The organism is Streptomyces sp. NBC_00258, assembly GCF_036182465.1.
Taxonomy (GTDB): domain Bacteria; phylum Actinomycetota; class Actinomycetes; order Streptomycetales; family Streptomycetaceae; genus Streptomyces.
On the sequence record NZ_CP108081.1, the window covers coordinates 3,911,172 to 3,931,232 of the forward strand.

General features: G+C 70.3%; 21 protein-coding genes. 11 read left to right on the top strand and 10 right to left on the bottom strand.

Going from position 1 to position 20,061, the window contains the following annotated elements:
* Positions 1-137: 137 nt before the first annotated feature.
* From dapF to miaA, 3 genes are all read right to left on the bottom strand, one after another.
* Positions 138-1,007: a diaminopimelate epimerase gene (gene dapF / locus OG718_RS17345; protein ID WP_328844549.1), complete on the bottom strand. Its 870-nt coding sequence runs from the start codon at positions 1,005-1,007 to the stop codon at positions 138-140.
* A gap of 111 nt (positions 1,008-1,118) precedes the next feature.
* Complete coding sequence (locus tag OG718_RS17350) at positions 1,119-1,640, bottom strand: hypothetical protein (RefSeq protein ID WP_143638640.1); 522 nt, start codon at positions 1,638-1,640, stop codon at positions 1,119-1,121.
* A gap of 108 nt (positions 1,641-1,748) precedes the next feature.
* A complete protein-coding gene (gene miaA / locus OG718_RS17355; RefSeq protein WP_143638082.1) occupies positions 1,749-2,687 on the bottom strand; it encodes a tRNA (adenosine(37)-N6)-dimethylallyltransferase MiaA in 939 nt (312 codons plus the stop codon).
* Between the two features lie 182 nt (positions 2,688-2,869).
* On the opposite strand from miaA, the gene OG718_RS17360 reads away from it, so the two are divergent.
* Together OG718_RS17360 and OG718_RS17365 are read left to right on the top strand one after the other, a co-directional pair.
* On the top strand, positions 2,870-3,154 hold the full coding sequence (locus OG718_RS17360) for a hypothetical protein (protein ID WP_328844550.1): 285 nt from the start codon (positions 2,870-2,872) through the stop codon (positions 3,152-3,154).
* A 24-nt stretch (positions 3,155-3,178) separates the two neighbouring features.
* Positions 3,179-3,463, top strand: a complete 285-nt coding sequence (locus OG718_RS17365; protein WP_306937342.1) for an antitoxin — start codon at positions 3,179-3,181, stop codon at positions 3,461-3,463.
* Positions 3,464-3,808: 345 nt separating this feature from the next.
* On the opposite strand, the gene OG718_RS17370 is transcribed toward OG718_RS17365, so the two are convergent.
* From OG718_RS17370 to miaB, 3 genes are all read right to left on the bottom strand, one after another.
* On the bottom strand, positions 3,809-4,558 hold the full coding sequence (locus OG718_RS17370) for a class III extradiol dioxygenase subunit B-like domain-containing protein (RefSeq protein ID WP_328844551.1): 750 nt from the start codon (positions 4,556-4,558) through the stop codon (positions 3,809-3,811).
* A 141-nt stretch (positions 4,559-4,699) separates the two neighbouring features.
* Positions 4,700-4,966 carry a hypothetical protein gene (locus OG718_RS17375; protein WP_143638075.1) on the bottom strand — a complete coding sequence of 89 codons (267 nt, stop codon included), beginning with the start codon at positions 4,964-4,966 and terminating at the stop codon, positions 4,700-4,702.
* Positions 4,967-4,995: 29 nt separating this feature from the next.
* Entirely contained in the window at positions 4,996-6,516 is a 1,521-nt protein-coding gene (gene miaB / locus OG718_RS17380; protein WP_143638074.1) for a tRNA (N6-isopentenyl adenosine(37)-C2)-methylthiotransferase MiaB, read from the bottom strand.
* Between the two features lie 133 nt (positions 6,517-6,649).
* On the opposite strand from miaB, the gene OG718_RS17385 reads away from it, so the two are divergent.
* A complete protein-coding gene (locus tag OG718_RS17385) occupies positions 6,650-7,648 on the top strand; it encodes a TAXI family TRAP transporter solute-binding subunit (protein ID WP_143638072.1) in 999 nt (332 codons plus the stop codon).
* A gap of 54 nt (positions 7,649-7,702) precedes the next feature.
* Here the strand turns inward: OG718_RS17385 and OG718_RS17390 are convergent, their stop codons facing one another.
* Together OG718_RS17390 and OG718_RS17395 are read right to left on the bottom strand one after the other, a co-directional pair.
* Positions 7,703-9,106, bottom strand: coding sequence for a sensor histidine kinase (locus OG718_RS17390; protein ID WP_143638071.1), 1,404 nt, complete (start codon positions 9,104-9,106; stop codon positions 7,703-7,705).
* Between the two features lie 9 nt (positions 9,107-9,115).
* Positions 9,116-9,802, bottom strand: a complete 687-nt coding sequence (locus OG718_RS17395; RefSeq protein ID WP_055616841.1) for a response regulator transcription factor — start codon at positions 9,800-9,802, stop codon at positions 9,116-9,118.
* A gap of 280 nt (positions 9,803-10,082) precedes the next feature.
* Here OG718_RS17395 and OG718_RS17400 point away from each other — a divergent pair, with 280 nt between their 5' ends.
* From OG718_RS17400 to OG718_RS17435, 8 genes are all read left to right on the top strand, one after another.
* Positions 10,083-10,859, top strand: coding sequence for an amino acid ABC transporter ATP-binding protein (locus OG718_RS17400; RefSeq protein ID WP_143638069.1), 777 nt, complete (start codon positions 10,083-10,085; stop codon positions 10,857-10,859).
* Between the two features lie 60 nt (positions 10,860-10,919).
* Entirely contained in the window at positions 10,920-11,765 is an 846-nt protein-coding gene (locus OG718_RS17405; RefSeq protein ID WP_143638067.1) for a glutamate ABC transporter substrate-binding protein, read from the top strand.
* Positions 11,766-11,854: 89 nt separating this feature from the next.
* Positions 11,855-12,520, top strand: coding sequence for an amino acid ABC transporter permease (locus tag OG718_RS17410; protein WP_143638065.1), 666 nt, complete (start codon positions 11,855-11,857; stop codon positions 12,518-12,520).
* Complete coding sequence (locus OG718_RS17415; RefSeq protein ID WP_143638063.1) at positions 12,517-13,431, top strand: amino acid ABC transporter permease; 915 nt, start codon at positions 12,517-12,519, stop codon at positions 13,429-13,431. Before OG718_RS17410 ends, OG718_RS17415 begins: the two co-directional genes overlap by 4 nt.
* A 190-nt stretch (positions 13,432-13,621) precedes the next feature.
* Positions 13,622-15,217 carry an FAD-dependent monooxygenase gene (locus OG718_RS17420; protein WP_306937362.1) on the top strand — a complete coding sequence of 532 codons (1,596 nt, stop codon included), beginning with the start codon at positions 13,622-13,624 and terminating at the stop codon, positions 15,215-15,217.
* An 80-nt stretch (positions 15,218-15,297) separates the two neighbouring features.
* The gene (locus OG718_RS17425) at positions 15,298-15,369 is read left to right on the top strand and encodes a putative leader peptide (protein WP_309544753.1); all 72 of its coding nucleotides are present in this window, start codon (positions 15,298-15,300) and stop codon (positions 15,367-15,369) included.
* A 79-nt stretch (positions 15,370-15,448) separates the two neighbouring features.
* Complete coding sequence (locus OG718_RS17430) at positions 15,449-15,994, top strand: cysteine dioxygenase (RefSeq protein WP_186001199.1); 546 nt, start codon at positions 15,449-15,451, stop codon at positions 15,992-15,994.
* Positions 15,991-16,425 (top strand): rhodanese-like domain-containing protein, encoded by a 435-nt coding sequence (locus tag OG718_RS17435; RefSeq protein ID WP_328844552.1) that lies wholly within the window; start codon positions 15,991-15,993, stop codon positions 16,423-16,425. Before OG718_RS17430 ends, OG718_RS17435 begins: the two co-directional genes overlap by 4 nt.
* Positions 16,426-16,631: 206 nt before the next feature.
* Here the strand turns inward: OG718_RS17435 and OG718_RS17440 are convergent, their stop codons facing one another.
* Both OG718_RS17440 and OG718_RS17445 read right to left on the bottom strand, forming a co-directional pair.
* Positions 16,632-19,163, bottom strand: a complete 2,532-nt coding sequence (locus tag OG718_RS17440) for an ABC transporter permease (protein WP_328844553.1) — start codon at positions 19,161-19,163, stop codon at positions 16,632-16,634.
* Positions 19,160-19,906 carry a helix-turn-helix domain-containing protein gene (locus OG718_RS17445; protein ID WP_328844554.1) on the bottom strand — a complete coding sequence of 249 codons (747 nt, stop codon included), beginning with the start codon at positions 19,904-19,906 and terminating at the stop codon, positions 19,160-19,162. The genes OG718_RS17440 and OG718_RS17445 overlap by 4 nt, the downstream gene beginning before the upstream one ends.
* Positions 19,907-20,061: the final 155 nt, after the last annotated feature.

A 20,061-nucleotide genomic window follows, 5' to 3' on the forward strand; every position in this document is an offset into this window, starting at 1 on the left:
GCCCCATGGCGTACTGCGCGGCTCTGGGGATGGCGTCGTTCCCCCGTCCGGGCCGGTGCTTGATGCTACCGAGCCCACCACGCCCGACTGACCGCCTCTCGCCGAGCGTGAAACGGATCACCCATTCGAGCGAAGGATCAGGGGGTCGCCGTTTCGAGCCATCCGGCGTCGATCTCACCCTCTGCGACGATCACCGCGGGCCCGGTCATCTCGATCTCGCCGTCGGCCCGCTCGGTGATGATCAGGCGTCCGCCGGGCACATCGACCGTGTACGTCGCCGGTGCACCGGTCACGGCGGGGTCGGCGCCGTCCCTGCGCGCCGTCGCCACGGCCACGGCGCACGCGCCCGTGCCGCACGAGCGGGTCTCGCCGGAGCCTCGCTCGTGGACACGCAGAGCGACGTGACGAAGACCACGGTCGACGACGAACTCGACGTTCACGCCGTCCGGGTACGCGGAGGCGGGGCTGAACGGCGGCGCGGTGTACAGATCTCCGGCGTGGTCGAGGTCCTCCACGAAGGCGACCGCGTGGGGGTTGCCCATGTTGACGTTGCGCGCGGGCCAGCTGCGCTCGCCGACGCTCACGGTGACGTCCCCTTCGGGGAGGAGCGCCTTGCCCATGCCGACGGTGATGTCGCCCTCCTTGGCGATGTGCACCGTCTTGACGCCTCCGCGCGTGGCGACGGCGATGTCACCTTCGGCCACATGTCCGGCGCGCTGGAGATAGTGGGCGAACACACGCACGCCGTTGCCGCACATCTCCGCGACCGAACCGTCGCCGTTGCGGTAGTCCATGAACCATTCCGCTTCGGCCGCCATCGCCCGGGCCTCGGGGTGCGCCACGGACCGTACGACGTGCAGCAGACCGTCCCCGCCGATACCCGCACGGCGGTCGCACAGGGCGGCGACGGCGGCCGGGGGCAGGTCGATGACGTTCTCGGGGTCGGGGATGATCACGAAGTCGTTCTCGGTCCCGTGTCCCTTGAGGAAGGCGATCCGCGTGCTCATTCCTCGATCGTAAGGGGTCGGTACGACAACCCGGCCGAGCGGTCCGACAGCCGGATCACACCGGATGTCACACGCAGGACCGCGCACGCCGGGGCAGACCGCCCGAGAGGCTCAGCGCAGCCGCGCCACGCGCCACACGGCGAGCACCACGACCGCGGCGACGACGACGGCGTACGCGATGGCGACCCGCCAGTCCGGGCGGCGGCCGGAGCCGCGCTGCGGGAGGCCGGGCCACGTGTAACCCACGCGGCGGGCGGCCATCATGCCCCAGCCGGCGGCGCAGGAGCAGATCAACAGGCCGAGCATGGCGATCATGGCCCCGCTGTCGCCGAAGTCGAAGGCGAGCGGGAAGGCGAACATCAGGGAGCCGAGTGCGGCGAGGCTCACGATGGGTGCGAGCTGCCAGATGCGCATGCGGCGCTGCGGGCGGAGCTCGACCTCGACCTCGGGCCCCGGGAACATCTCGTCGGGCTCGGGACCGTCGGCGGTGACCCCGCCGGTGATCTCGTCGGGCCCGTCCGGGCTCAGTCGGTCCTCATCGGGGTCCTGCTGCTCCTGTGCGGCGTCGTGCACCCCGCCGGTGGCGGTGCTCTGCTCCGCGCCTTGTGCGGTGTTGCGAGGGCCGGCCTCCATCGCCACGCGCCCTCCCAACTCGGACTCCACTTGGTCGATCGAAGCTCGATGATGGCACGGCCTCGGAGACCGGGATGACGGCCGGAGCGTCCCGATGCCATGACGTGATCAGGCTGTGACCGGTCGTTCGACCAACGCCAGCGCGAGCTGCGGAAGTTCTGTGAGATCCGCCGCAGCCCCACTCAGCCAATGCACCCGTGGATCGCGTCTGAACCAGGAATCCTGACGGCGCGCGAAGCGCTTGGTGGCACGCACGGTCTCGGCACGCGCCTCGTCCTCCGTGCACTCCCCCGAGAGCGCCGTGAGCACCTGCTGGTAGCCGAGGGCACGCGACGCCGTACGCCCCTCGCGCAACCCTTGCGCCTCCAGTGCGCGCACTTCGTCGACGAGGCCGGCCGCCCACATGCGGTCCACCCGCAGGGCGATGCGGTCGTCGAGCTCGGGGCGCGCCACGTCGACGCCGATCTGCACGGTGTCGTAGACGGAGTCGTGGCCGGGGAGGTTGGCGGTGAAGGGCTTGCCGGTGATCTCGATGACCTCCAGGGCCCGGACGATCCGGCGGCCGTTGCTGGGCAGGATCGCGTGGGCGGCCTCGGGGTCGGCGACGGCCAGCCGGGCATGCAGGGCGCCGGAGCCACGCAAGGTGAGCTCCTCCTCCAGGCGGGCCCGCACCTCGGGGTCTGTGCCGGGGAACTCCAGGTTGTCGACGGCTCCCCGGACGTACAGCCCGGAGCCGCCGACGAGGATCGGCCAGCGGCCCTCGGTGAGGAGTGCGTCGATGCGGTCGCGCGCGAGGCGCTGGTACTCGGCCACGCTCGCCGTGACCGTCACGTCCCAGATGTCCAGGAGGTGGTGCGGGATGCCGCCCCGTTCCTCGGGCGTCAGCTTGGCGGTACCGACGTCCATCCCCCGGTAGAGCTGCATCGAGTCGGCGTTGACGACCTCGCCGCCCAGGCGCTGGGCCAGATGGACGCCGAGATCGGACTTTCCCGCCGCGGTGGGACCGACGACGGCGATGACCCGCGGGGCGGGGGCAGGACTACTCACCGCAACAGTCTCGCAAACCTCGGGGCCTCTTCTCGAACGAGCTACGTGACGGCGCGGGGCCGGGGTCGTTGCCTGTTGCGAGGTTCCAGCCGCCGGCCGTGAGGGCCGGTGACCCGGGCGACGCAATGGGACGCACCGGGCAACGCGGAATTTCGCCCACATGAGTAGAGTATGGAGATGATATGGGCGTTTTTGCACGGCTTCTTCGTAAAGATGGGCCTAAGTCCAAGGGTTCGGAGGAGGCGTCGCCCGCCGAGGCCGAGGCCGGCACTGTGACGGACGAGTCCGGGGCGGATGCGGAGGACGCGGCGAAGGGGTCGGCGACGGCCGAGCCCGAGACCTCGTCCGGAGCGGCGACGGAGTCGGCGGAGTCCGACGAGTCCGCGGCGGAGGGCGTCGAGATTCCCAAGCAGCAGTCCGTCGAGGAGGCGGCCGACAGCGAGGCCGGCGAGGGCGCCCGCAAGTAGCTGTCCCGCGAGGGAAGGTGAACCATGGGTCTCCTGGACAACTTGAAGGCCAGGCTCGCGCCTGCCAAGGAGAAGGTCTCCGACCTCGCGCAGCAGCACGGGGGAAAGATCGACAAGATCGAACAGGGTCTCGACAAGGCCGCGAAACTGGCCGACGAGAAGACCAAGGGCAAGTACAGCGACAAGATCCAGACGGGCACGGGCAAGGCCAAGGGCGCCCTGGACCGACTCGCGCACAAGGAGAGTGACGGCACGGACGGTGGCGCGACGCCCCCGTCTCCCCCGGCACCACCGCCCTCGGCATCCTGAGCGACACCACATCGACGGACGGCCTCGGAGCACGTTGAGCTCCGGGCCGTCCGCCGTGTCGGCGGCACCCTGACGCCGCGCGCTCGACGCCCGTTCCTGCGCCCCGCACCTGTCGACTTCGCCCCCTGTCCGAATCCCTGGCAGGGGCGCACCCCGCCCGTGCCGCGCACCCGACCGGCGGGCACTGCGACCAGCGCGGGACTACGACCAGTACGGGACCAGGGCAAGCGCGGGACCATGTCGTAGAGCGGGCGCTACGACCGTCCGGAGCGATACGACCGACCGCCCCGGCACCAGGACCAGGCCCAGGACCAGCCAACCCAGGCCCCACACCCGACCCAGGGACTACGACCAAGCCGCCACCACGTATCCCACGCCGTAGGGCGCGTCCTCGTACAGGAGCGCGCCCGCGAGCCCCGCGCCCTCGGCGGCGCCCGCGAGCACCTGCCAGGGTGCGCGGCCGGAGGCCTTCAACTCGTACGCCAGCTCCGCGTCCAGTGTCTTGAGCGCGGCCACGTCGGCCGTTCCGAGCGCATGCGCCACCTCCGCGTCGAAGCCCGCCGCCCGGTCGTCCAGATACCCGGGCGCCTTGAGCGTGCGGCATGCGCTGGCGTCGCCCATCACCAGCAACGCCACCCGCTCGCCCCGCTCGGCGATTTCCCTTCCGCTTTGGATACACCGCTCGGCCGCGAGAGGTTCCCCCACACCGAGACCTTCGACGGGGGCGTCCGACCAGTTCGTACGACCGAGCAGCCAGGCCGCGACCGCGAGCGACGGCGGCAGGGGCCGATCGGCGCCCTCGACGGGGCCGGATCCGGCCGGGCCTTCCAGCGTCCGGGCCCCGTTCCCGCCCAGCCTGACGTCGAGATCCACGCCGAAGCCGTGGAACGTGCCCCGGGCGCCCTCCGGGTGGGGTCCGCGGCCGCTCTGGTCGGCGGGACCCACGACCACCAGCCGGTCGGGCCGCGCGGCGGCCAGGACCCCCAGCGCGTCCGTGCAGGCGGCACGCGCGGTGTCCAGTTCGGGTGCGGCGCCCGCGGCGACGTCGGGCACTAGGAGGGGCGGGCAGGGGCAGACGGCGGCGGCGACAAGCATGATCGGCAGCGTAGCCCCGTGCGGCGGCCGGACGGCACTCCTCCTCGGCGGCCGGATGTCACTCCTCGGTGGAGCTCGTCGCCACACCCCGCCCAACGCAACGCCATACCCAACACCACGCCCCGCCCGCTCCGCCGGACGTCACTCCTCGATCAGCACGTCCGTGAGGTCGATGACCGTGAGGAGGAGCACGACGAGCTTGCCGTCGCTGATGACGTACTCGACGAACAGGTTCCGGGAGAGGGCTATCTCGCGGGTCGACTCGTCGCCGCCCACGGCGTGCGACAGCTTGTGGCGCGGGTCGGCGACCAGTATGGCCAGCCCGCGGTCCAGCACCTCCCGGCGCTCGACGGGAAGGCTGTCCCGGACGCGTGCGGCGCGCTCGGTGAACTCCACGCTGTACGGCATGAGGGACCCCTTCCCGGCCCGTGACGCGGTCAGTCGCAGCCGCACCCGCTGCCCGTGGCGACCGGCAGCGGCTCCGGCGCCCCGATCTTCGGCAGCCCCAGCATGACGCCCACCGGCTTCGCGGCCTCGGTGGCGTTGCGCTTGTCCCAGGCGTCCCCCGCGCGCGTGCGGCGCACATCGAGGACGGCGCCCTCGGCGAGCAGGTGGTGCGGGGCGGCGTACGTGATCTCGACGGTGACGACGTCGCCGGGGCGGACCTCGGTGTCGGGCTTGGTGAAGTGCACCAGGCGGTTGTCGGCGGCGCGGCCGGAGAGGCGGTGGGTGGCGCCGTCCTTGCGCCCCTCGCCCTCGGCGACCATCAGCTCCAGTGTGCGGCCGACCTGCTTCTTGTTCTCGTCCCAGGAGATCTCCTCCTGGAGGGCGACGAGACGCTCGTAGCGCGCCTGCACGACCTTCTTGGGGATCTGACCCTCCATGGTGGCCGCAGGGGTGCCGGGGCGCTTGGAGTACTGGAACGTAAACGCTTGCGCGAATCGGGCCTCGCGGACCGCGTGCAGGGTCTGCTCGAAGTCCTCCTCGGTCTCGCCGGGGAAGCCCACGATGATGTCGGTGGTGATCGCGGCGTGCGGGATCGCGGCGCGGACCTTGTCGATGATCCCGAGGTACCGCTCCTGCCGGTACGAGCGGCGCATCGCCTTCAGGACGGTGTCCGAACCGGACTGCATCGGCATGTGCAGCTGCGGCATGACGTTCGGGGTCTCGGCCATCGCGGCGATGACGTCGTCCGTGAAGTCGCGCGGATGCGGCGAGGTGAAGCGGACGCGCTCCAGGCCCGCGATCTTCCCGCAGGCCCGCAGGAGCTTGCTGAACGCCTCACGGTCGCCGATGTCGGAGCCGTAAGCGTTTACGTTCTGCCCGAGCAGCGTGATCTCGGAGACGCCCTCGCCGACCAGGGCCTCGATCTCGGCGAGGATGTCGCCGGTCCTTCGGTCCTTCTCCTTGCCTCGCAGCGCCGGGACGATGCAGAAGGTGCAGGTGTTGTTGCAACCGACGGAGATGGAGACCCAGGCCGCGTACGCGCTCTCGCGGCGGGTCGGCAGCGTCGAGGGGAACGCTTCGAGCGACTCGGCGATCTCGACCTGTGCCTCTTCCTGTACACGGGCGCGCTCCAGGAGGACGGGCAGCTTGCCGATGTTGTGCGTACCGAAGACGACGTCGACCCAGGGCGCCTTCTTCACGATGGTGTCCCGGTCCTTCTGGGCGAGGCAGCCGCCGACGGCGATCTGCATGCCGGGCCGCTTCGTCTTCATCGGCGCGAGCCTGCCGAGGTTGCCGTAGAGACGGTTGTCGGCGTTCTCCCGCACCGCGCAGGTGTTGAAGACGACGACGTCCGCGTCACCGTCGGAACCCTCGGGCGCACGTACGTATCCGGCGTCCTCGAGCAGCCCGGAGAGCCGTTCCGAGTCGTGGACGTTCATCTGACATCCGTAAGTGCGTACTTCATACGTTCTCGTCAGGTCCACTGCACGGCTCCGGTCGCTGCTGCTCATGCGACAAGGGTAGGCGGTGCCCGGAGTACGTCCGGCCCTGGCGCCTGTCGTGCGGGGGCCGGCGGACCTCGGCGCTCGCGTCCGGAGGCCCGGCCCTGGTCATCGTGGGCGGTGTGCTGGCAGGATCGCGCGCATGTTCCAGGCATTTTCCCGTATCGGCAGACGCCGGGCCCTGCAGGGTTCGGCCGCCGCCTTCGTGGCCTTCGGGCTGCTCCTGTGGTGGCTGCTGCCCCTGGGCAAGAGCTCACCGGACGGGACGGTGTCCTTCAGTACGGGATCGGCGTCCGGCGTGTACCAGCTGTACGGGACGCTGCTGCAGGAGGCGCTCGCGAAGGACATGCCCCGCCTGAAGGTGGAGCTGGAAGGGAGCGAGGGCTCGCAGCAGAACGTGCAGCGGGTCGCCACCGGGCAGGCCGATTTCACCATCGCGGCCGCCGACGCGGTGGCGAAGTACCAGCGGGAGGGCGGCCGGGGCGCGGACCTGCTGCGCGGCTGCGCCCGGCTGTACGACGACTATGTGCACGTGGTCGTCCCCCAGAGTTCCACCGTGGAGACCATCGGGGAGCTGAAGGGCAAGCGGGTCGCGGTGGGGCCGCGCGGCTCCGGGGTGCGGCTGATCGCCGAGCATGTGCTGGCAGCGGCCGGCCTCGACCTGGACAAGGACATCCAGCCGGTGTCCGTCGGCATAGGAGACATGCCGGAGCTGCTCGAATCGAAGAAGATCGACGCCTTCTTCTGGTCCGGCGGGCTCCCGACGAAAGCCGTGAGTGACCTCTCGGACAGGACCGACATCAGGCTGCTCCAGATCACCCCCGACCTCGTGAAGAAGCTGCACGAACAAGGCCAGGAAGCCGAGTACTACCGGTCCGCCGTCATGCCGGCGGATGCCTATCCCCGTGCCCAGTCCGGAGAATCCGTGCAGACGGTGGCGGTGGCGAACCTGCTCGTGACCCGGGCGGGGACGGACGCGGAGCTGACCGAGGGGATGACCCGCACGGTGATCCACAGTCGCGACCGCATCGGCGAGGAGGTGCACGCGGCACAGCGTGTGGACCTGCGGACCGCCATCTACACGGATCCGCTGGACCTGGACGAGGGTGCGAGTCGCTACTACCGCTCGGTCAAGCCGTAGCGGTTCGAACGGCGGCAGGTCAGGGGGCGGCACAGGCGCCGCTCGCGCGGCCGTTCAGGTTCCCGGCACCGTCCGCGGCACGCTCACCGTCACCTTCAGGCCGTGCGGCTCGTGGTGCTCGTACGCGATGGCGCCGCCGCCCGCCGCGAGCAGGGCCCGGGAGATGGACAGGCCGAGGCCGGAGCCCTTGACGTTCTGGTGGCCGGGGCTGCGCCAGAAGCGGTCGCCGACACGGGTGAGCTCCTCGTCGCTGAGTCCGGGACCGAGGTCGGTGACGACGATGGTCGAGACCTCGCCGTTGGAGGCCACCTCGACCTCGACGGACTTTCCCTCGGGGGTGAACTTCAGCGCGTTGTCGATCACGGCGTCCAGGGCGCTGGAGAGGGCGACGGGGTCGGCCCACGCGGTCGTGGCGGGGCAGGTCCCGACGAGTCGTACGCCCTTGTCGTCTGCGACCGGCGACCAGGACGCCACGCGCTCGGCGGTCAGCTCACCGATGTCGGTGAGCCGCAGGTCCGCCTCGGCGTGCTCGGCGAGGGCGAGGTCCAGCAGGTCGTCCAGGACCTGCGCGAGACGCTTGCCCTCGGTGCGGACGGAGGCGATCTCCTCGTTGCCCTCGGGGAGTTCCAGGGCGAGCAGTTCGATGCGCAGCAGCAGGGCGGACAGGGGGTTGCGCAGCTGGTGCGAGGCGTCGGCGACGAAGGCGCGCTGCTGTTCCAGCACGTCCTCGACGTTGTCTGCCATCTCGTTGAACGACCGGGCCAGGCGCCTGAGTTCCGGCGGCCCGCCCGCGGCCGCGACACGGGACTTCAGGCGGCCGGTCGCGATGTCGTGGGTGGTGGCGTCGAGGACGCGTACGGGCCGCAGCACCCAGCCGGTCAGGCGCAGCGCGGCGCTGAGTGCGAGGAGCATCGCGGCGATCTCACCGACGCCGATGACCAGCCAGCCGCGCAGGATCTGCGAGCGCATCTGTCCGGTTGGCGAGTCGGTGACCACGACGGCGATGACGTCACCGTCCCGGATGACGGGGGATGCCACGACGAGACGGTCCCGCTGCCACGGCCAGACCTGTGCGGGGTCGTGGCTGCGGCGGCTCTGGAAGGCCTCGGCGAAGGCGTCGCGGGCCTCGCCCTTCACGGGGATGTACCAGTCCGCGGGCGCCTTGGCCATGATGCTGTCGCGGTAGAACACGCCGACCTTGATGCCGTACAGCCCGTTGTACTTGATGAGTTCCCTGCCGAGCGTGTTGAGGCGCTCGTCCGAGGCGTCGACGCGTGAGCCCTTCGGCGGGTCGGTGACGAACTGTGCGAGGGACGCGAAGCGGGCCGTGTCGTCGATCCGGTCGACGACCACCTTCTGCTGCTGGGCGGCCGCCAGGCTGACGGCGAGGGGGACGCCGAGGGCGAGCAGTACGGCCGCCATCAGGACGATGAGCAGCGGGAGGAGACGTGCGCGCACCTGGCCCCGCTACGCGGCGGGCGCGACGAGCCGGTACCCGACGCCGCGCACGGTCTCGATCAGGGCCGGCATGCGCAGCTTGGAGCGCAGGGACGCGACGTGCACCTCCAGGGTGCGGCCGGTCCCCTCCCAGCTGGTACGCCAGACCTCGCTGATGATCTGTTCCCGCCGGAACACCACGCCAGGACGCTGGGCGAGGAGTGCGAGAAGGTCGAACTCCTTGCGGGTCAGTTGGACAACCGAACCGTCCACGCTGACCTGGCGGGTGGGCAGTTCGATCCGTACGGGGCCCAGGTTCAGTGCGGTCTCGCCGGGGGCCGCGGTCTCGTCGGCGACGTTGCGCCGGCTGACGGCGTGGATACGGGCGAGGAGTTCCCCGGTGTCGTACGGCTTCACCACGTAGTCGTCGGCGCCGAGGTTGAGGCCGTGGATCCGGGAGCGTACGTCGGCGCGCGCGGTGACCATGATCACGGGGATGCTGGTGCGCTTGCGGATCTTGCCGCAGACCTCGTAGCCGTCCTGGTCGGGCAGGCCGAGGTCGAGGAGCACCACTCCGAAGCCGGCGCCTTCGGGAACGAGCGCCTGGAGGGCCTCCTCGCCACTGCGGGCGTGGGTCACGTCGAAGCCGTGACGTGCGAGAACCGCGGACAGAGCGGCGGCCACGTGGTTGTCGTCCTCGACGAGGAGCAGTCTCATCCCGGCCCCCTTCGGTTCATCGGTCGTACGTTTTCGGTGGATAGACGTGGGCACGCGCGCGTGCCCCCTGGAAGTCAGTCCGATGACGCTGCAGGCGTCAAGTGTGTTCGGGGCGCGGCCGACTTCCGTTACGCAGCCGGTACGTGCCCGCCGCGGCCTTCACGAAGAGTGTCCGGTTGCTACCAGATCGTTATGCTCAATTTCCCCTCAGATGTAATGACGCTGGTCGTGCGGCATCACTACTGTCCTCCGCAACCGAGGAGGACGGAGCAAGAGGCCGATGACCGAAGTATCGGTGACCAAGGACGCCGTACCCGCGGCCGACGATCTGGTCGTACTGAAGAACGTCAACAAGCACTTCGGTGCGTTGCACGTGCTCCAGGACATCGACCTGACGATCGCGCGTGGTGAGGTCGTCGTGGTCATCGGGCCCTCCGGGTCCGGAAAGTCCACCCTGTGCCGCGCCATCAATCGCCTGGAGATGATCGACTCGGGAGACATCTCGATCGACGGCAAGCCGCTGCCCGAGGAGGGCAAGGAACTGGCCCGGCTGCGGGCCGATGTCGGCATGGTCTTCCAGTCCTTCAACCTCTTCGCGCACAAGACGGTGCTCGAGAACGTGATGCTGGGCCAGCTCAAGGTCCGTAAGGCGGACAAGAAGGCCGCGGAGGAGAAGGCCCGCGGGCTGCTCGACCGGGTGGGTGTCGCCACGCAGGCGGACAAGTACCCCGCCCAGCTCTCCGGCGGTCAGCAGCAGCGTGTCGCGATCGCGCGGGCGCTGGCGATGGACCCCAAGGTCATGCTCTTCGACGAGCCGACGTCGGCTCTCGACCCGGAGATGATCAACGAGGTCCTGGAAGTCATGCAGCAGCTTGCGCGTGACGGGATGACGATGGTTGTAGTCACACACGAGATGGGTTTCGCCCGTTCGGCCGCCAACCGCGTCGTCTTCATGGCGGACGGGCGCATCGTCGAAGAGGCTGTGCCGGACCAGTTCTTCAGCAACCCCCGCAGCGACCGGGCGAAGGACTTCCTGTCGAAGATCCTGCACCACTGACGGCCTGCGTCACCCGCCACCGACGGATCGCACATCTTCACCACTCAAAGGATGTTCACCATGAAGCTCCGCAAGGTCACCGCCGCCTCGGCCGCCGTCCTCGCACTCGCCCTCACGGCCACCGCCTGCGGTTCGGACGACAAGGACAGCGACAGCGCTGACACCGGCTCCGGCGGCAGCAAGAAGATCACCATCGGCATCAAGTTCGACCAGCCCGGCATCGGCCAGAAAACGCCGCAGGGCTACGAGGGCTTCGACGTCGACGTCGCGACGTACGTCGCCAAGCAGCTCGGTTACAACGCGGACCAGATCCAGTGGAAGGAAGCGAAGAGCGCCGACCGCGAGACCATGCTCCAGCGTGGTGACGTCGACTTCATCGCCGCCTCCTACTCGATCAACGACGAGCGCGCCGCGAAGGTCGACTTCGCCGGTCCGTACCTCCTGGCCCACCAGGACGTCCTGATCCGCGCCGACGACGACTCGATCAAGACGCCGAAGGACCTCAACGACAAGAAGCTGTGTTCGGTGACGGGCTCCACCTCGGCGCAGAACGTCAAGGACAAGCTCGCCCCCAAGGCTCAGCTGCAGGAGTACCCGACGTACTCGGCCTGCCTGACCGGTGTCCAGAGCGGCCAGCTCGACGCGCTGACCACGGACGACTCGATCCTCGCCGGCTACGCCTCGCAGGCGAACTTCAAGGGCAAGTTCAAGCTCGGCGGCTTCAAGATGACCAACGAGAACTACGGCATCGGCGTCAAGAAGGGCAGCGACCTCAAGGCCAAGATCGACACGGCTCTCGAGAAGATGGTCTCCGACGGTGCGTGGGAGAAGGCCGTGACGGCCAACTTCGGCCCGGCGAACTACAAGAACGAGCCCGCCCCGAAGATCGGCAACATCGTCAAGTGAAGCGGGACCTGACCTGACAGGTGCGCCGTCCTCCGGGGCGGCGCACCTGTCAGGACGGCCCCTCCCCACACGCGGAAGCGCGGGAGATCGTGTTCGACTTTCTTGAAGGTTACGACCTGTGGGAAGCCTTCTGGACGACGGTGCAACTGACCGTCCTGTCCGCCGTCGGCTCCCTGATCTGGGGGACCCTGCTGGCCGCCATGCGGGTCGGCCCGGTGCCTCTCATGCGCGGTTTCGGTACCGCCTACGTCAACATCGTGCGGAACATCCCGCTCACCGTGATCATCCTGTTCGCCTCGCTCGGCCTGAACCAGACGCTGGGTATCAGCCTCGGATCGGACCAGGTCGACACCACGAACTTCCGGCTCGCGGTGCTCGGTCTGATCATGTACACCTCGGCGTTCGTGTGTGAGGCACTGCGGTCCGGCATCAACACGGTGCCTGTCGGCCAGGCCGAGGCGGCACGCGCCATCGGCCTGAACTTCACGCAGGTGCTGACGCTGATCGTGCTGCCCCAGGCATTCCGTTCGGTCGTGGGCCCGCTGGCGAACGTCCTGATCGCGTTGACCAAGAACACCACGGTGGCCGCCGCGATCGGTGTCGCCGAGGCGGCGCTGCTGATGAAGGAGATGATCGAGAACGAGGCGCAGCTCATCGCGATCTCCGCGGTCTTCGCATTCGGATTCGTGTGTCTGACGCTGCCGACCGGTCTGATCCTCGGCTGGGTGAGCAAGAAGGTGGCGGTGAAGCGATGAGCTCGGTCCTCTACGACGCCCAGGGCCCGCGGGCCAAGCGGCGGAACATCGTGTTCTCCGTGGTGTTCCTCGCCGCCCTCGCCGCGGTGCTGTGGTGGGTGTACACCATGCTGGACGAGAAGGGCCAGCTCGAGTGGGTGCTGTGGAAGCCCTTCTTCACCGACACCGAAGTCTGGAGCACGTACCTCTGGCCGGGGCTCCAGAACACGCTCAAGGCCGCGGCGCTCTCCATGGTCATCGCACTGCCGCTCGGTGCCGTCCTCGGTATCGCCCGGCTGTCCGAGCACGCCTGGGTACGCGTCCCGGCCGGCGCTGTGGTGGAGTTCTTCCGCGCCATCCCGGTGCTGGTCCTCATGATCTTCGGCCTCGCGCTGTTCTCGGAGTACACGAACGTCAACGCGGACGACCGTCCGCTGTACGCGGTCGTCACCGGCCTGGTGCTCTACAACTCCTCGGTCCTCGCGGAGATCGTCCGGGCAGGCATCCTGTCGCTGCCCAGGGGCCAGGCCGAGGCGGCGTTGGCGGTCGGTCTGCGCAAGAACCAGGTGATGCGGTTCATCCTGCTGCCACAGGCGGTCACGGCGATGCTGCCGGCGATCGTCAGCCAGCTCGTGGTGATCGTGAAGGACACGGCACTCGGTGGCGCCGTCCTCACCTTCTCCGACCTGATGGCGGCCGTCAGCCCGATGAGCGCCTACTACGGCGCGAACACCATCGCCAGCTTCACGATCGTCGCTGTGATCTACATCGTGATCAACTTCGCCCTCACGAGCTTCGCGAGCTGGCTGGAGGGCAGGCTGCGCCGCGGCAAGAAGTCCACCGGCGCGGTCCTCGGAGTGGACGCGGTCGACGAGCTCAGCGCGCCCGGCGACCACGTGGACGTCACCCACGAGGTCGACAAGGGTCCGTGAACGAACCGCGCACACCGAAGAACTGACGAGATGTGAGCAACCGGAGGCAGTGGCATGATCGCCACTGCCTCCGTCACTTGACGCAAGCACCGGCAATGGGTTGCATACGTTCTGTGATCGTGCACCCCGCTCCACCTGCCTCTCCCGGTAAGACACTCGGCACACCTCTCCGGGCAGGGGGCGCCGCGCCGTGGACCCGGTGATCATCGTCGGAGCGGGGCCCGTCGGACTCACGCTCGCCCTGGCGCTGGCCCGCCAGGAGGTCCCGTCCATCGTTCTGGACGAGGGTCCCGGCAAGGACGAACAGAGGCTCGCGCGCACGGTCGTACTGCGTGAGGACACCACCGCGCTGGTCGAGCGGCTGACGGGGTTCCCGCTCGCCGAGGCCGGTTTCCGTTGGGCCGGATGGCGGTCGATGCGGCGCAAGCAGGTGATGCGGCAGATCACGTTCGGCGACGACGAGCCCGCACCCCTGCACGTCCCCCAGCACGTACTGACCGCCGCGCTCAGAGCAGCCATCGCGACCGAGCGCCTGGTCAAGGTCGCCGTGGACAGCCGCCTCGACTCGATCGAGCAGGAGACCTCGGGCGTCACGGCGCACACCCGCGAGCCCAAGGGCACGTGGTGGCGCGGCAGCTATCTGATCGGCTGCGACGGACCGCGTTCGACGGTGCGCAAGCTCCAGGACATCCGCTTCCCAGGTCGCACCGCCGTCGAGCGACACGCCGTCGCCGCGCTGCGTACGGAACTTCCGTGGCCCGGCGAGGCGTTGTTGCACCGGATGCCGCCGTGGCGGACGTCGGGCCCCTCGGCCGGGGAGGTGACCGCGCGTCCGCTCGCCGACGACGTGTGGCGCCTGGACTGGCTGCTGCCGCCGGGCAAGGACCTGGTCACGCCGGACCTGCTGGTGGCCCGCGTGCGCGAGACCCTCGCGGGCTGGAGCGGGGGCACCACACCCCCGTACGAACTGCTGGACACCGGAGTCCACACAGTGCATCACCGGCTGGCGCGCCGGTGGCGGGCCGGCCGTGTCTTCCTGGCCGGGGACGCCGCGCATCTGCTCGGTGCGCTCGGTACGCAGGGTCTCGACGACGGCCTGCGGGACGCCGACAACCTCGCGTGGAAGCTGTCCCTCGCCTGGCACCACGGCCCTCACGAGGCGCTGCTCGACAGTTACCAGGTGGAGCGGCGCGCGGTCGTCGCCGCCCGCCTGCGCGCCGCGGACCAGGCGCTGCCGATACTGCGGGCCGGAGGCCTGCGCTCCGCGGTGCCCGGGTCGGCGCGCGGCCATGACTCGCTGCTCACCGACGGCCATCTGGGGCGCGGCCAGCTGGGCGCGCCGGGGGCGTACGCCGATTCGCCTCTCGCGCCTCCACGCGCCGAGTCGTCGGCCGAGGTCGGCACGGAGGTGGGCGATCAGGTCGCCGATGTACGGGTGACTGCGGAGGACGGTTCCTTCGTACGGCTGCGGGACAGGCTGGGCCACGGGGCGCTGCTGGTCCTGCTGATCGCGCCGGGGACCGGGGTGTGGGAGCGCAAGCACTGGGTGACTGCCGGGATCATGCCGCGTCTCGCGGCCGCCGTGACCGCGCTGCCGCACCATGCCGAGCTGCTGGTCGCGGAGAGCTACCCGGGTGCGGCGGCGCACACGGTGCTGCTGATCCGCCCGGACGGGCACCTGGTCACGGCGCTCAGCGGGGTACGCCCGGCGGATCTGTACGAGGCGGCGGAGGCGGCGCTGGGCGGCCCCCGGGCCACGGCCAAGGCCGCGGCGGGGACGTCCTGAGTGCGCTCTGTCCAGTCGGTGACACTGAGTTGACCGGTCCGGACCGTCATGGTGTACTCCGGATCGTGACCGACACCTGTGTGCGCCTGTGGCGGAGGGTCCATATGGACCTCGTCCGCTATGCGGGCTGCGTGTGTCGCCCGTCCTGCTGAATTCGCATCCTCTCCACCCGCGCGCGTCGCCGACGTCGTTCCCGCGCGCTCCACGCGAACGCTGACCAGGACGGTACCCGTGTCTGTCTCCCCTTCCCTGACGCCCTCTGCCTCCGCCGCCGCGCCGGCTCACGGCCCCACGCAGGCCGAGCTGCTCGACTTCGTCCGGCGCACGGCCGCCGACACCGAGCTGATCGCCTCTCTCCCGCTCGACCCCGAGGGCCGTACGTGGGTACGCCTCGAAGGGCCCGGCGGCAGCGAGGCGTGGCTCATCGGCTGGCCGCCCGGCACGGGCACCGGCTGGCACGACCACGCCGAGTCGGTCGGCGCCTTCCTCACGGCGTCGGGCGAACTCAAGGAGAACTCGCTCACCGCCCGGCTGCCCACGGACGGCTGGAAGACCCTCGAACTGACCGAGGACATCGACCGGGAACGGCGGCTACAGGCAGGCAAGGGCCGTTCCTTCGGTCGTCACCATGTGCACGAGGTGCTCAACGAGTCCACGGAGGAGCACGCGGTCTCCGTCCACGCGTACTACCCGCCGCTGCCGCAGATCCGCCGCTACAGCCGCAGCGGCCAGATCCTGCGCCTTGAGCAGGTCGAGCGCCCGGCGGACTGGCAGTGACCGCCGAGGGTTCCGTACGAGCCGGAAGCCCGGTCGGAATCGACGAGTTGCTGGAGCGGGTCCGTGAGGACCTCGACCGGGTCGAGGCCGACACCGCCCACGACGCCGCGCGGGCGGGCGAGGCCCTGCTGGTGGACATCCGGTACGCGGCACTGCGCGAGCGCGACGGGCTGATCCCCGGCGCCCTCGTCGTCGAACGCAACGAACTGGAGTGGCGCCTCGACCCCCATGGCAGCCATCGTGCTCCCGAAGCCACGAGCCATGACCTACGCGTCGTGATCGTCTGCAACGAGGGCTACGCGTCGAGCCTCGCGGCCGCGTCGCTGCGCCGGTTGGGCCTGCATCGGGCGACAGACCTGGTGGGCGGTTTCCAGGCCTGGCGTGCGGCCGGCCTGCCGGTGACTTCCCGGACTTCCGGTCAGACCTCCTGATCCGGCGCGCGCGGGCCTCTGCCTCAGCCGTCAACTGTCAGCCGTCAAGCCCCTGCCCGAGGAGTGCGGCGGCGGTTCCTGTCGTACACAAAGCCTCCCCTGTCGGCATATTCGGGCGCCTGCTTGGGCATATGTAGCGGTGGGGGCCCCTTCGTGTAAGGGGCCCCCACCATTGCGTATCACCCCTTACTCCCAGACCCCTCAGGTCACTCCCTGGCCGTTGCCACCGTGACCGGCCGCGCCTTGAGTGCCACCCGGCCCGGCAGCGCGGTGCCGACGAGGGCGAGCAGTCCGGCGGCGGCGACCACCGTGACGTACACCAGGGGTGTGACGGCCGGGGCCGCGCTGCCTGTCATCCCGATGCTGAAGGCCGTGAGGACGGCGAGCGCGATGCCGCTGCCGAGGGTCGTGGCCAGGAGCAGCACCGAGAGGGCTTCGGTCCGCAGCATCCGCAGTACTTGGCGACGCGTGGCGCCGGCGAGGCGGAGCAGCGCGAACTCCCGTACACGCTCGGAGACCGACATGGCGAGCGTGTTGACGACCGCGATGGCGGTGAAGGCGAGAACGAGCCCCATGGCGAAGTAGTTGACCTCGGCGTTCGCCTGCAGGCGCTCGGCCTGCAACGAGTCCGCGGTGGCCGGTGAGACGACCCTGACGCCCGGGAACTTCCGGACGGAGGCCGCGAGTTCTTCCTGCGAACGGGCGGTGGAGACGAGGACCGTGGCGGCGAGCGGGTTGTCGACGTGGCGGGCGACCAGGTCGTGGGCCATGGTGAGGTCGCCGAAGCCGAGACCCTTGGCGTAGACGGCGGCGACGGTGAGGGTGGTGGGAGTGCCGTCCCCGAGGGTGAGTTTCAGCGTGCTGCCGGGCTTCAAGTGGAGCTGGTCCGCGGCGAGTTCGCTGACGGCGACGGTGTTGTTCGTGAGGTCGGCGAGGGAGCCCGCGGTGACGTCGGGGTCCCAGGTGCGGCTCAGGCCGGCGGGGCTGACGCCCTGTGCCGCGTACTTGTCGAGGCCGACGCGGACGGTCGTCCGGACGACTTCGGTGGCGACATCGCGGCCCGTACGCAGCTGCCGTGCGGCCTGCGCCGGGACGCCGGGGCCCTCGGCTGCGAGGACCCAGTCCGCGCGGATGCCTTCGCGGGCCTGGGCGCGGGCGGCGTGTCCCAGGGTCGGCTGGACGAAGAGGACGGTGCAGGTCATACCGATGAGGAGCGTGAGCGGGGTGACGACGGAGGCCAGGCGGGCGGCGTTGCCGCGCAGGTTGGCTGTGGCGAGCCTGCCGCCCGGGCCGGTGAGTCCCAGCGGGGTGCCCAGGACCGCCGCGGCCGCCCTCACCAGGAGGGGGCCGAGCAGGGCGACGGACGAGGCGAGGACGACAACGGCAAGGAACGTCACGGGAGTCGACGCCGGCTCGGTGCGCAGGACGCTGAGTACGGCGACGAGGACCGTACCTCCGGCGAGCAGCACGAGCCCCGCGAGGATGCGCCCCCAGGCGGGGCGGCCGCGCTCGGCGGAGGCCTCGGCGAGCGCCTCGGCCGGGCGAATACGGGCGATGCGGCGCGAGGAGACACGGGCGGCGGCCCAGGCACCGATGAGCGTGGCGGCGACGGCGGCGAACAGCGGGAACACACTGACGGTGTGCTGAAGCGTGGCGGGCACGGCACCCAGGGCGACGAACCTGCCGTGCAGCCAGCTGCCGAGCGGCAGCCCCGCGAGCGCTCCGGCGACTCCGGCGGCCGCGCCGATCAGCAGGGCCTCTCGGCCGAGGAGCTTGCGGATCTGTCCTGGTGTGGCGGCGATGGCGCGCAGCAGGGCGAGTTCGCGGTGCCGCTGCTGCACGGAGAGCGCGAAGGTGCCGACGACCACGAGTACGGCGACGAGCAGGGATGTGCCGCCCATCGCTCCGCCCATGCTGACGAGCTTGATCCGGGCGGCGGCCGCGTCCAGGAACTCGACGGGACCTCGCTCGTCTCCCACGCTGACCTGTGCGGTCGTGCCACGCAACGCCTTGGCCACGGCTGTTCGGAGGGCGGTGGTGTCGGTGCCCTCGGCCGGGACGACACCGATCGCCGTGACCTGGCCGGGGTGCGCGGCGAGGCGCCGGGCTTCGGCGGTGGAGAAGAAGAGCGAGGTCTGGTGGCGTATGTCGTTGTCGGCGGGTGCGGCGATGCCGGTGACGCGATACGTGCGCGGGCTCCGGGTGGACTGGACGGTGAGACGGTCGCCCGACTGCAGCCGGGCTCGGTCGGCGAGGTAGCGGTCGACGACCAGATCGTCCCGGGCTCGGGGAGGGGTTCCGGTGGTGAGGGTGTACGGAGTGAGGGCCGCGGAGTCCCAGGCGTGGCCGTAGGCGGTGCGACCGCCGGTGCCGGTGAGCGTCAACGGCTCGGCGAGGAAGGTCAGTTCGGGGATGACGCGATCGGCGCCGGGGACTCGGCTGAGCCTCGTGGTGAGGTTCTCGGGCAGCCAGGCCCGTTCGGCGATGGGCTTGGCCTTGTGCTTGGTCTTCGTCTTGCCCTTCTTGTGCTTGACGGTGGTCTGGTGGACGTTCTGGTCGGCGGAGACCACGACGGGGGTGGCGGCGTAGCGCTCGGTGCCGATGGTGCCGCGCAGTCCCGTTTCGAGGAGGGTGCCGCAGGCCGTGATGAGGGCGGCCGCGCACATCAGGGCGAGGAAGGCACCGAGGAATCCGCCTTTGCGGTGGCGGACGGTCCGCAGGGCGTAGGGCAGCATCATGGGGTCTCGGTCTCTCTTCCGTTGTCTGCCGTGTCGGGAGCGGGGCCGGGCGCCGAGTCGGGCGAGGAATCGAGGGTGGGCGCCTCCACGGAGGCGGCCTGGGCGGGGAAGGCGAGGAACCGGGTGAGTACGGTGCGGGCGTCGGCCGGAGTGTCCGCCTCGGGGCGCTTGTAGCGGTTGAGGAGCGCGATGTACTCCTCGAAGAACTCGCGCAGTTCGGGGAGCGTCAGCCGAATCGTGCCGCGCGAGTACGGGAACGCGTCGGCCCATGGCTCGTCGGCCGCGTCCCGCTGGAGCTGCTCGAAGAGTTCGAGGTCGGCGGCGTACGCGTGGTGGTTCAACTCGTCCATCACGAGCCGCATCTCGGGGCTCTGGCGGCTGCGCGGCGGGAAGCGGCGGTCGCCGGGGACGGCTCGCCACCAGCGCTCCCGGCCGTGCCCGGCGGCGCCCGTCTCCTCGACGAAGCCGTAGCGCGCGAGTTCGCGCAGGTGGTAGCTGGTGGCCCCGGTGTTGAGCCCGAGTGCCCTGGCGAGCGTCGCGGATGTGGCGGGGCCGTGCACGGTGAGGTGCTGCAGCATCCACTGGCGCCGGGGCTGGGCAAGTGCCTTGAGCGCGGCGAGGTCGGAGAGCTCGACGGGGGCCGGGCGGGGGTCGGGGTCGGGAGCTGTGTGCTCCGGATTCGCGGGATCGGGACGTGTGCGTCCCGGTTCAGCGGGGTCGGTGGCGCCGGGTTCCTGTGCCATGCGTACACAGTCGCCCGTGCACAGGTGTCTGTGCACTGCGGTCGGCCAGCGTCTTGGACCGGGGGTTAACCCCACCTTCGCTCATGGCAACGGAGGCTCCCCGACAGGGAGTTGTCACTCGTCGGGTGGGGGCGGGGCTCTCCGGCGCTGGGCGC